Source organism: Sporosarcina sp. FSL W8-0480, assembly GCF_037963765.1.
In the GTDB taxonomy this organism is placed as follows: domain Bacteria; phylum Bacillota; class Bacilli; order Bacillales_A; family Planococcaceae; genus Sporosarcina.
Window position 1 is genome coordinate 1,930,152 of sequence record NZ_CP150166.1, and the last position, 12,551, is coordinate 1,942,702.

At 41.3% G+C, this 12,551-nt stretch carries 12 protein-coding genes; all 12 read left to right on the top strand.

Features of this window, described 5'->3' with window-relative positions; all coding sequences use genetic code 11:
- The first annotated feature begins 1 nt into the window (after position 1).
- The 12 genes from NSQ43_RS10030 to NSQ43_RS10085 all read left to right on the top strand — a co-directional run bounded on the left by NSQ43_RS10030 (position 2) and on the right by NSQ43_RS10085 (position 12,356).
- Positions 2-1,300, top strand: coding sequence for a pitrilysin family protein (locus tag NSQ43_RS10030; protein WP_339249804.1), 1,299 nt, complete (start codon positions 2-4; stop codon positions 1,298-1,300).
- Between the two features lie 2 nt (positions 1,301-1,302).
- Positions 1,303-2,031 (top strand): SDR family oxidoreductase, encoded by a 729-nt coding sequence (locus NSQ43_RS10035; protein WP_339249806.1) that lies wholly within the window; start codon positions 1,303-1,305, stop codon positions 2,029-2,031.
- 188 nt (positions 2,032-2,219) lie between these two features.
- A complete protein-coding gene (locus NSQ43_RS10040) occupies positions 2,220-3,017 on the top strand; it encodes a YmfK family protein (RefSeq protein ID WP_339249808.1) in 798 nt (265 codons plus the stop codon).
- 17 nt (positions 3,018-3,034) lie between these two features.
- The gene (locus tag NSQ43_RS10045; RefSeq protein ID WP_339249810.1) at positions 3,035-3,892 is read left to right on the top strand and encodes a helix-turn-helix domain-containing protein; all 858 of its coding nucleotides are present in this window, start codon (positions 3,035-3,037) and stop codon (positions 3,890-3,892) included.
- A 75-nt stretch (positions 3,893-3,967) separates the two neighbouring features.
- Positions 3,968-4,546 (top strand): CDP-diacylglycerol--glycerol-3-phosphate 3-phosphatidyltransferase, encoded by a 579-nt coding sequence (gene pgsA, locus NSQ43_RS10050; protein ID WP_339249812.1) that lies wholly within the window; start codon positions 3,968-3,970, stop codon positions 4,544-4,546.
- Between the two features lie 12 nt (positions 4,547-4,558).
- Positions 4,559-5,812 (top strand): competence/damage-inducible protein A, encoded by a 1,254-nt coding sequence (locus NSQ43_RS10055; RefSeq protein WP_339249814.1) that lies wholly within the window; start codon positions 4,559-4,561, stop codon positions 5,810-5,812.
- 176 nt (positions 5,813-5,988) lie between these two features.
- Positions 5,989-7,050, top strand: a complete 1,062-nt coding sequence (gene recA, locus NSQ43_RS10060; RefSeq protein WP_339249816.1) for a recombinase RecA — start codon at positions 5,989-5,991, stop codon at positions 7,048-7,050.
- A 333-nt stretch (positions 7,051-7,383) separates the two neighbouring features.
- Positions 7,384-8,949, top strand: a complete 1,566-nt coding sequence (rny, locus tag NSQ43_RS10065) for a ribonuclease Y (protein WP_339249817.1) — start codon at positions 7,384-7,386, stop codon at positions 8,947-8,949.
- Positions 8,950-9,027: 78 nt separating this feature from the next.
- Positions 9,028-9,825, top strand: a complete 798-nt coding sequence (locus NSQ43_RS10070) for a TIGR00282 family metallophosphoesterase (RefSeq protein ID WP_339249819.1) — start codon at positions 9,028-9,030, stop codon at positions 9,823-9,825.
- An 87-nt stretch (positions 9,826-9,912) separates the two neighbouring features.
- Entirely contained in the window at positions 9,913-10,182 is a 270-nt protein-coding gene (locus NSQ43_RS10075) for a stage V sporulation protein S (RefSeq protein ID WP_301242939.1), read from the top strand.
- 204 nt (positions 10,183-10,386) lie between these two features.
- The gene (miaB, locus tag NSQ43_RS10080; protein WP_339249822.1) at positions 10,387-11,922 is read left to right on the top strand and encodes a tRNA (N6-isopentenyl adenosine(37)-C2)-methylthiotransferase MiaB; all 1,536 of its coding nucleotides are present in this window, start codon (positions 10,387-10,389) and stop codon (positions 11,920-11,922) included.
- Positions 11,922-12,356 carry a RicAFT regulatory complex protein RicA family protein gene (locus NSQ43_RS10085; protein ID WP_339249824.1) on the top strand — a complete coding sequence of 145 codons (435 nt, stop codon included), beginning with the start codon at positions 11,922-11,924 and terminating at the stop codon, positions 12,354-12,356. Before miaB ends, NSQ43_RS10085 begins: the two co-directional genes overlap by 1 nt.
- Positions 12,357-12,551 lie beyond the last annotated feature (195 nt).

The following is a 12,551-nucleotide window of genomic DNA, read 5'->3' on the forward strand; positions in this document are numbered from 1 at the left end:
GATGGAAAAGATCACCTTTGACAATTTACAAGAAACTTTATTCCACGAGAAGCTTGATAATGGATTAAGTGTGTATATATTACCTAAACGAGGATTTTCCAAGACATATGTCACATTTACTACAAAATATGGTTCAATTGATCGAACATTCATCCCAAGAGGGAAGAAGGATTTTGTAACAGTACCGGATGGAATCGCCCACTTTTTAGAACATAAGATGTTCGATAAAAAAGAAGGGGATGTCTTTCAGAAATTTGGGGTTTTAGGAGCGAGTGCGAACGCATTCACCTCTTTTACACGGACATCGTACTTATTCTCGACGACTGAAAACCTTTATGAAAACACGAAAGTATTATTGGATTTTGTCCAAGAGCCGTATTTCACGAAGGAAAAGGTTGATAAGGAAAAAGGGATTATCGCTCAAGAGATTACAATGTATGATGATAATCCAGACTGGCGTAACTATTTTGGTACGATTGAAAGCCTATACAAAGAACATCCAGTTAGAATCGATATCGCGGGAACTATTGATACAATAGAGGAAATTACTGCTGAACATTTGTATGAGTGTTACGAAACATTCTACCACCCTTCGAATATGGCTGTTTTCGTCATTGGTGCTGTTGACCCGGATGAAATGATGAATTTCATCAAGGAAGATCAGAAGGGGAAGGAGTTTTCTGAACCTGAAGAGATTACAAGGGAATTTCCGGAAGAGCCGCTCGAAGCTGCTACGAAGAAAACAGTTCTTGAAATGGATGTCCAAAGACCGAAATTCAATTTTGGCATGAAGTGTAACCGTACAGATCTTAAGGGAGAAGATATGCTACGTCAAGATTTGGCAGTTAATCTTGTTCTCGACATCCTATTCGGTAGGACATCCGAATTCTACACGAACGCTTACAAAAACAATTTGATTGATGAAACCTTCCATTATGATTTCACTTTGGAAAAAGGCTTTGGATTTGCAACTGTTGAGTCAGATACAGAAAATCCGACAGATTTGGAAGCTGCAATCCAAAAAACGATTATTTCAGAGGTTGAAAATTGGACAATTACTGAGGCGGACTTGGAACGTGCACGAAAGCGAAGAATCGGCCAATTTATGCGCTCGCTAAATTCGATTGAATTCATTTCCAACCAATTCACAGCTTATAATTTTAATGATATGAATTTATTCGACGTTGTTCCGACCCTTGAAAAGATGACCTTAGATGACCTTAAAGATGCCTTCTCTACGATTTCGAGCGTTGAAAGTCATACAGTTATGACAATCGTTCCTAAAGCGAAGGAAAACTGACTATGAAGCGCTATGGGGTAGTCCTTGGGGCATCCGGGGGTATTGGAGAAGCCATCAGCCGAAAGTTAGCTGCTGATGGCTGGTCCTTGTACCTTCATTTCAATAAAAATAAAAAAGGGGTTTCTCGTCTTCAACAAGAATTATCCGCAACTTACCCCAATGGGGATTTTCAACTTGTCCAATCGGACTTTTCAAAAGAAAATGGAGCTGAAATCCTTGCTGCCCAGGTGGGTCATGTCCAGACAGTAGTTGTGGCATCTGGACAATCTATGCTTAAACTTTTGACGGATACAACTCAACAAGACATGGATGCTCTTTGGAAAGTGCATATGCAAAATCCATCCTTGTTCATAAGTTACATATCGTCTCAACTACGAAGTTACAAAATATCATATATTGTTTTTATCGGTTCGATTTGGGGAAATACAGGAGCTGCCGGTGAAGTCATGTATTCTGCTGTAAAAGGTGCCCAACATGCTTTTGTTAAGGCGTATGCTAAAGAGGCGGCATATACGGGGACTCGTGTGAATGCAATAGCGCCTGGGTGGATAGATACAGTAATGAATGAAGAATTATCAGACGAAGATAGACAGATGATAATTCAGCAGATTCCATTGCAAAAAACTGGACTACCTGAAGAAGTCGCAGAACTTACTAGTTTTTTAGTCAGTGGAAAAGCGGATTATATGACAGGCGAAATAGTAAAGTTAAACGGCGGCTGGTATATTTAAATTGAAAAAGGGAGATAATGTTCTCCTTTTTCTTTTTTACTTTTCTTCAACCCATTAATCCGTTATTATAGAACTAAGTTGCGACTTGCGCGTCCTATACCCTAAGTACTTTAAAAGGGTTGCAAATGAACGGTTTCTATTTTGTTGTTATCTCGGATTGGATATAGGGAACGATAGGAGTGTGTCGAATGGGTGAATGGTATGTCGAATACGAGATACAAGTGAATCGACCTGGCTTGCTTGGAGATATCGCTTCACTTTTAGGGATGCTTCGCGTTAATATTATTACGATCAACGGCGTGGATGGTGGCCATCGCGGAATGCTGGTCAGGACAGAAAATGATGATCAGATCAAACGTTTTGAATTGATCGCATCCACAATGGAAACCATTCAAGTAAAGAAGATTCGCGAGCCAAAATTACGTGATATTTTAGCTGTAAGGCACGGAAGGTATATCCAACGGGATATCGATGATCGGAAAACGTTCCGATTTCTCCGGAGCGAATTGGGCATTCTCGTTGACTTCATGGCGGAATTGTTTAAGCAGGAAGGACATAAGTTAATCGGGATACGTGGAATGCCACGAGTCGGAAAGACGGAATCGGTAGTTGCCGCGAGTGTGTGTGCGAATAAGAAATGGATTTTTCTATCTTCTACGATGATTAAACAGACCGTTAGAAGCACCCTTGCTGGAGATGAATTCTCCAGAGATAATATTTTCATCTTAGATGGCATTGTCTCACGTAAGTCAGGTGATGAAAGGCATATGCAGCTTGTTCGTGAAATGATGGGTATGCCTTCTATTAAAGTTGTCGAACATCCGGACATGTTTGTTCAGCATTCCGAATACGACATGGAAGACTTTGACTATATTATCGAATTACGGACAGATCCAGATCAGGAAATCTCATATGAGATGATGGAAAAGAATCATATGATGTCCGACACAGGTCCGATGGGCGGATTTGGAAACTTAAACTTTTAAGAAGGAAGGTGACTGAAATGACCGGATTAGGTGATCGTCTAAAAGAAGCTAGAACTGCAAAAGGCTATTCATTGGATGATTTGCAAACCATAACAAAAATTCAGAAACGGTACCTTTCCGGTATTGAAAATGAAGATTACAGTATGATGCCTGGAGCTTTCTACGTTCGTGCGTTTATCAAACAATATTCAGAAGCAGTCGGCTTGGACGCTGATGAAATGTTGGCGTTATATAAAGAATCAGCTATTCATGATAATCTCGAAGAAGAAACAATCGCTCCTCAATTGACAAGGAGCCGTGGCTTAAAAGGCAACAGTCGTCTGAATGAAACAATACCGAAAATCATAGTGGCATTTTTCATAATTGTAATCATTGTAGTAGTTTGGGTTTTTTGGCAACAAGCCGCTTCGAAGCAAACAGGCACCGATGTACAACCTGAAGATAAACTGGTTACAATGGATAACAATCAAACACCGGGAAATACTGAAGAAGTAGTTGACGATCCAATTGAGAAAGAAACAGTTGAACCAGATCCTGAACCTGAAAAGGAAGTTAAAGAACAGGTTCTTGCATTTGAAAGTTCAACTGGAGCGGATTTTAAATACACTTTAACAGATGCAGATGAATTCAAGCTTAAAATTGATACATTTGGAGATACGTGGATTGGCGTGCAGAACGAAAAGAAAGAAGAACTAACGCCAGTTGCCCGAGTCATGAAAAATGGGGAAACGCTTGAGTTAGATGTTTCAGCTGTTGAGTATATCCGAATTCGAGTTGCCGTACCTGCATATGCAAACATCTATGTGAATGGCGAAAAGTTGGAATACGAGTCGGATGTTAACCCGCAAAATATATACATTGAATATAAGAAGTGAAAATAGTCATCTATATGGATGACTATTTTCATTCACCATACATACCGCAATTATTTTTGCAGGAGGATGAGACAGTTGAACTTACCGAATAAAATTACGGTTTCCCGTGTTTTTCTAATCCCTATCTTTATCATTTTCATGCTTGTCGATTTTGGAATGGGGACTTTGAATATAGGGGGTACTACACTTCCAACCGAGCATTTAATAGGAGCTATCATATTCATTGTAGCCAGTTTAACGGATTGGTTTGATGGCCATTTAGCAAGAAAGCATAATCTCGTTACGAATATGGGGAAATTCCTCGATCCACTTGCAGACAAGTTACTTGTTTCCGCAGCGTTAGTCGTTTTAGTGGAATTAGGGCATGCAGCTTCATGGGTCGTTATCATCATCATTAGCAGGGAGTTTGCTGTAACAGGCTTAAGAATGATAATGGCAGGTGGCGGTGAAGTGGTCGCAGCCCAGCAATTAGGGAAGATTAAAACTGCAACACAGTTAGTCGCAATCACTTTCCTTCTAATGAACAATATCTTCTTTGAATTGATTAACATACCATTTGGATCAATCATGCTCTATATTGCATTGTTTTTCACTATTTGGTCCGGAGCTGATTATTTCTATAAGAATCGTCGCGTCCTGCTTGACTCGATGTAAGGAGGCATTATTGTGAGGGCAGAAATCATTGCAGTAGGTTCTGAACTTCTTTTAGGTCAAATTACGAATACGAATGCCACTTTCATTTCGGCCCGTCTTGCCGAAATAGGAATTGATGTATATTATCATACGGTTGTAGGGGATAACCCTGATCGGTTAAAAAAAGCTATCGGAATCGCACAAGACCGTGCGGATCTAATAGTTTTTTCCGGCGGGCTTGGTCCAACAAAAGATGATCTGACGAAAGAAACGATTGCTGAAATGTTGGGAACCCATTTGGAGATGAATAATGATGCCCTTATTTCCATTAAAGATTATTTTTTACGCACTGGCAGAATGATGACAGAGAACAATAAAAAGCAGGCACTCGTATTGGCGGATTCTGTTGTATTGAAAAATCATATGGGAATGGCGCCAGGTATGGCTCTTGATAAAAGTGGCGTATGTTATATTTTATTACCTGGTCCCCCGCATGAAATGCAACCGATGTTTGAAGGGGAGGCTATCCCTTATTTACTTGGGACGTTAGGAAAACAGGAAGTAATTGTTTCCCGAGTATTGAAATTCTTTGGTATTGGCGAAGCGGAGCTCGAGGATCGTATTCAAGAAATCTTACAAAAACAATCCAATCCGACTATCGCGCCACTAGCTTCCCCAGATGCAGTCATTCTTAGAATAACTGCAAAAGCGCATTCTTCAGATGAAGCGGAGAATCTGATTGCTCAGGTGGAAAGGGAAATCCGTGATCTTGTCGGTGAATTTATATTTGGAATCGATAATGATACATTGCCATCGAAAGCAGCAGGTCTATTAAAAAACGGACAATTGACCATTGCAGCAGCTGAAAGTTTGACCGCTGGACTATTCATGTCGGAATTGGCGAGTGAATCGGGTATCAGTTCATCCTTAAAGGGTGGAGTTGTGGTGTACAATGATGACATGAAAGTTGAACAGCTTGGTATTTCACGTTCATTGCTTCTTGAGTATGGAGTTGTTAGCTCTCAATGTGCAGAAGCACTTGCGATGAGTGCAAAACTCAAATTCAGTTCTGATATAGGGGTAGGGTTAACAGGTGCCGCTGGACCAGATCCTCATGACGGTAAACCTGTAGGGAAGGTTTGGATAGGAATCGCTCTTCAGGATGGCAGCGTAAAGACATTTAAACTCGATCTATCAGGCAATCGGAATACAAACCGTCGACGTGCTTCCCAATATGCACTCTATTACTTAATAAAAGAATTGAAAAACAGTAGGGTTGAAAATTGATTTTTGGGGTGGTTTTCTCATTTAAAAATGAGTTTTCCCCCCCTTTTCTCATTTAAAAATGAGTTTTGATAAAATAAATCGAATAAGCGTTCGTTTTTTAATTGAGTATTTCTCATAAAAGGAGTATAGTAGAGATAGGAAGAAAAAGAACATTACCTTTTAGGGAGGAATCATTTTTGAGCGATCGTAAAGCAGCTTTGGAGCAAGCGTTAAAACAAATTGAAAAACAATTTGGTAAAGGCTCTGTCATGAAGTTAGGAGAAAAGACGGACCGGGAAATCTCCACATCCTCATCCGGATCACTTGCGCTTGACGCGGCATTAGGAGTAGGGGGATATCCACGAGGCCGTATTATCGAAATCTACGGACCAGAAAGCTCGGGTAAAACGACTGTAGCACTTCACGCTATTGCAGAAGTTCAAGCCACAGGTGGACAAGCAGCGTTTATTGATGCTGAGCATGCATTAGATCCAGTGTACGCACAAAAATTAGGCGTTAATATCGACGAATTGCTATTATCCCAGCCCGATACAGGTGAACAGGCATTAGAAATTGCAGAAGCTCTTGTAAGAAGTGGAGCTGTCGATATATTAGTCATCGACTCAGTTGCGGCGTTAGTACCTAAAGCTGAAATCGAAGGTGAGATGGGTGACGCGCATGTTGGTCTTCAAGCGCGATTAATGTCACAAGCACTTCGTAAACTGTCGGGTGCAATTAACAAATCGAAAACAATTGCAGTCTTCATTAACCAAATCCGTGAAAAAGTTGGAGTTATGTTTGGTAACCCTGAAGTGACTCCAGGTGGACGTGCGTTGAAATTCTATTCATCTGTTCGTCTTGAAGTTCGACGCGGAGAAGCGATTAAGCAAGGAAACGATATTATGGGGAATAAAACCCGTATCCGTGTTGTTAAGAACAAGGTGGCTCCACCATTCAGAACTGCTGAAGTGGATATTATGTACGGAGAAGGTATCTCGAGAGAAGGGGAAATTGTCGACCTTGGTGCTGAGCTGGAAATCGTACAAAAAAGTGGTGCATGGTACTCCTATGAAGGAGAACGCCTTGGACAAGGTCGCGAGAACGCTAAAACATTCTTGAAAGAGAACCCTGATATCCGTGCTGAAATTGCCAATAAGATTCGTGGTTCATACGGATTGGCAGCTGCTAATTATGTCATTGCAGGTCATAATGAAGATGAAGATGAAGAACTTGAATTATTCCTTGAAGATGAAAAATAATACTAAAAAGCTAACCTGCCTTTGTGCAAGTTGGCTTTTTTGTTATTAAGGGAAACCAACCTATTTGTTTTTCATCCAGCTCCGGTCGGCAGGCCCTCGAGTCGCTTCGGATAAGCCAAAAAGGCAAAGAGCGCCTTTCCGGCTTGTCCTCCAGCGCTTGTCGGGCCTAACCGCCGCCCTGCGCTTTTGTTTACAATCCTTGACATGTTAATTTTTCATCGATACAATTAGAATTGTATAATTTCACACCAATGAAATCATTATGGCAGTATGTTGAATGTTGATATACGGGCCGACTGAAAACGAAAAGAATAGCAGGAGGAGGTGACCTGGATGCCAGACATCATTATAAACATCATCTCCGCTTTGGTAGGTCTATTCGTCGGTGCAGTTGTTATCTATTTAGTTATCAAAAAGGTGAATGAATCAAGAGTGACGGGTGCCAAAAACTCTGCGGAACAAATCATCGAAGATGCAAATCGTGAAGCGGAGGCTTTGAAAAAAGAGGCACTTTTAGAAGCCAAAGATGAAAATCACAAACTGAGAATTGAAGCGGAATCAGAAATCCGTGAAAGAAGAGCGGAATTGCAAAAGCAGGAAAACCGCCTTTTACAACGGGAAGAAAATCTTGACCGCAAGGATGATGCTCTCAATAAAAGAGAAGCGGGACTGGAGCGTAAAGAAGACGCGCTTTCCAGTAGACAACAGCATATTGAACAAATGGAACGCAAGGCGGAAGATCTTGTTGCCGTCCAACAGACGGAACTTGAAAGAATCTCTGCACTCACAAGGGATGAAGCAAAACGAATTATCCTTGATGATGTTGAGAAGGAACTTTCCACGGATATTGCTGTAATGACGAAAGAATCGGAGCAGCGTGCTAAAGAGGAATCAGAAAAGAAAGCACGTGAAATCCTTTCTCTTGCATTACAACGTTTCGCCGCAGATCATGTCGCAGAAACGACTGTTTCTGTAGTGAACTTGCCGAACGATGAAATGAAAGGACGAATCATCGGAAGGGAAGGTCGCAATATCAGAACTCTGGAAACATTGACTGGTATCGATCTGATTATCGATGACACACCTGAAGCAGTCATCCTATCAGGATTCGATCCTGTCCGCCGTGAAACCGCGCGACTTGCACTTGAAAAACTTGTACAAGACGGCAGGATTCATCCAGCCCGAATTGAAGAGATGGTCGATAAGTCAAGACGTGAAGTGGATGAATTGATCCGCGAAAAAGGTGAACAAACCACTTTTGACGTAGGTGTCCATAACCTTCACCCGGATCTTATCAAAATCCTTGGACGTTTGCATTTCCGTACAAGCTATGGCCAAAATGTCTTGAAGCACTCTGTAGAGGTTGCTTATCTTGCAGGACTCTTAGCCGCAGAAGTTGGCGAAGATGTTACGCTTGCAAGACGTGCAGGACTTCTTCACGATATTGGTAAAGCAATTGACCATGAAGTTGAAGGAAGCCACGTCCAAATCGGGGTAGAGTTAGCTACAAAGTACAAAGAACATCCTGTTGTTATCAACAGTATTGCTTCCCATCATGGTGATGAAGAGGCTACTTCGGTAATTGCAGTATTGGTTGCTGCAGCTGATGCATTATCTGCTGCCAGACCGGGTGCAAGAAGTGAAACTCTCGAAAACTACATTCGGAGACTTCAAAAACTTGAAGAAATCTCGGAATCATATGATGGCGTCGAGAAATCATTCGCAATTCAAGCAGGACGCGAAGTCCGTATTATTGTACGTCCGGATCAAATCGATGATATAACAGCCCATCGATTGGCAAGGGATATACGTAAAAGAATTGAAGAAGAGCTCGATTATCCAGGTCATATCAAAGTGACTGTGATTCGAGAGACACGTGCTGTCGAATATGCAAAATGATGTGAAATGACTCCTGTCCATTATGGTGCAGGAGTGTTTTTTTTGTCATCGTCAAAAAAAGGAAGAGGTATTTAAATTATGAAAGTAGTATTTATAGGCGATATTGTTGGATCACTTGGCAGGGATATGGTGTTTACTTATATCTCACGTTTAAAAAGGAAATATGGGGCGGACGTAATCATCGCCAATGGAGAAAATGCTGCATCGGGAAGAGGAATTACAAAAGCTATTTTCGACGATCTTCTACGTTCGGGTGTTGATGTGATAACAATGGGAAATCACACATGGGATCAGAAAGAGATCTATGATTTCATCGATGATACCGATTATTTAATACGTCCAGCGAATTTTTCGGATGAGGCACCCGGCAAGGGAATGACCACTATTACGAAAAACGGTGTGACGCTTTCAGTAATTAATTTACATGGACGCACATTTTTACCGCCGCATTTGGATCCATTTGAAAAAGCGGAGCAGTTAATAGAAGAAGCATCTAAAATCTCTCCATTGATCTTCGTCGATTTCCATGCCGAAGCAACAAGTGAAAAAATTGCAATGGGATGGCATCTTGATGGGAAAGCCTCTGTTGTCGTTGGAACCCATACACATGTTCAAACAGCCGACGAGCGCATACTCCCAGGCGGAACAGCTTATTTAACAGACGCAGGAATGACAGGCCCTTATGATGAAATATTGGGGATGAAAAAAGAAGATGTCATCTACCGATTTAAAACAAATCTCCCCGTCCGGTTTGAAGTTCCTAAAAAAGGTCGTAGTCAACTGAATGGTCTTTTCGTAGAATTAGATGACAAAACTGGAAAAGCAGTATCGGTTGAGAGAATCATGATCAACGACGATCATGTATTCCAAGCATGAGTTGCGTCTAATCATCTCCTTCTTTTCATAAGATGACTTATGGATAAGTACATTCCATAGACATCGTGAAAACAAGGAGGAAACATGGTGAGTCCATTGAAAGTATCATCCCGCTCTAATCCGAATTCTGTCGCAGGAGCACTTGTAGCGGTCATCAGAGATCAAGGGTATGCGGAAATGCAGGCTGTAGGTGCAGGTGCCTTGAATCAGGCGATTAAAGCAGTTGCAATTGCTCGTGGTTTTGTCGCACCAAGCGGAAGCGATCTTGTATGTGCACCGGCATTTACTGATATTGAAATTAATGGCGAGGGACGAACAGCTTTGAAACTGCTCGTTGAAAAACGAAAACGACAATGATCAATATCTATGAAGCCCACGGAAGCATTCATTCCGCGGGCTTCATTTATTTATTTATTTTCATATGAATGTCACACAGTTGTCTAAAACTCCAGGTTTTCCATAAATCACAAAGCCGTCACTTCAAACTAAATAGAAGTTCATGTATAATGTACTCAAGTCTGTACAATTCCCACAGGGTTTGAAGAAAGGGGAAGTTTTTTTATGAATGAAGAGCAACGCCTGCAATCGGGGCTTGTGAAATCGACCGCAACTGCGGAAAAAGACTATAGTAAATATTTTGAGACCGTCTATACACCACCTTCCTTGAAAGACGCCAAGAAACGTGGGAAGGAAGAAATCGCTTATCACGATGATTTCAAAATTGAAGATCGTTTTTTAGGCATGGGAAAAGGTCGGAAGTTTTATATCCGTACATATGGCTGTCAGATGAATGAGCATGATACAGAAGTGATGGCCGGTATTTTCACAAGTTTAGGGTATGAATCTACAAATACAGTTGAAGACGCAGATGTCGTACTCCTGAATACATGTGCGATTCGGGAAAATGCGGAAAACAAAGTATTTGGCGAGTTGGGTCATTTAAAGCCATTAAAACTCGAACGCCCGGACATGCTTATCGGTGTTTGTGGATGTATGTCTCAGGAAGAGTCGGTCGTCAATAAAATCCTTCAAACCTACGATCAAGTCGATATGATTTTCGGTACACATAATATCCATAGACTACCGAATATCCTTCATGAAGCATATATGTCTAAAGAGATGGTAGTCGAGGTTTGGTCAAAAGAAGGGGACATTATTGAAAACCTTCCAAAAGTACGCCACGGCAATATCAAAGCATGGGTAAACATTATGTATGGATGTGATAAGTTCTGTACATACTGCATCGTCCCTTACACAAGAGGGAAAGAACGAAGCAGACGTCCAGAAGACATCATTCAAGAAGTTAGACAGCTTGCTGCACATGGATACAAGGAAATTATGCTTTTAGGTCAAAACGTTAACGCTTACGGAAAAGACTTCGAGGATTTGAACTATCGTCTCGGAGACTTAATGGATGATCTTCGCAAGATAGACATCCCAAGAATCCGTTTTACAACGAGCCATCCGCGAGATTTTGATGATCATTTAATCGAAGTGCTTGCAAAAGGCGGAAACTTGCTTGATCATATCCATCTACCTGTCCAATCAGGTTCTAGTGCTATATTGAAAATCATGGCCCGTAAATATTCAAGGGAGCAATACTTGGAACTTGTAGGGAAGATTAAAAAAGCCATTCCGAATGTGACATTAACAACTGATATTATTGTCGGTTTCCCTAACGAAACAGACGAGCAATTCGAGGAAACACTTTCTTTATACAAAGAAGTTGGATTTGAAATGGCTTATACGTATATTTATTCACCGCGGGAAGGAACTCCGGCTGCCAAAATGGTGGATAATATTCCGATGGAAGTGAAGAAGGAAAGGCTCCAACGTCTGAATAAATTGGTGAATGAAATGTCGGCAGAAGCAATGAAACCGTATGCTGGTAAAGTGGTTAAAGTACTTGTTGAAGGTGAAAGTAAAAGGAACCCTGAAGTTCTTGCGGGTTACACCGAAAAGAATAAACTTGTAAATTTCAGAGCTCCACGTTCTGTTATTGGTAAAATTGTCAATGTTAAAATTACAGAGGCCAAAACATGGTCACTCGACGGCGAATATATCGGCGTTCAAGAAGAGGATAAGGTGATGTCATAATGGAAAAATTATATACAAAAGAAGAAATCATTGAAAAAGCACGTGAAATTGCCCATATGATTGCTAATACAGAGCAAGTTGAATTTTTTAAACGTGCTGAAGAACAAATCAATGAAAACCAAAAGATTCGTGAGAAAATTGCAAGCCTAAGATCTTTACAAACACAAGCTGTAAACTTCCAAATGTACGAAAAAGCACGTGCTCTTGAAATTATCGAAGGGAAAATCGAAAAGATTCAAGAGGAGATTGACGAAGTGCCGATTGTTCAGGAATTTAAACAATCCCAAGTTGAAGTGAATGACCTTCTTCAATTGGTCTCAAACACGATTGCAAATAGCGTTACAGATGAAATCATAGAATCCACAGGCGGCGATGTCCGTGGCGGTAAAACTGGATCATACGTTGAAAACACAAAAAGAAAACCACTATCATAACAAAAGCGCAGGGCGGCGGTTAGGCCCGACAAGCGCTGGAAGACAAGCCGGAAAGGCGCCCTTTGCCTTTTTGGCATGTCTGAAGCGACTCGAGGGCCTGACGCCTGGAGCTGGATGATAACAAAAGCGCAGGGCGGCGGTTAGGCCCGACAAGCGCTGGAAGACAAGCCGGAAAGGCGCCCTTTGCCTTTTTGG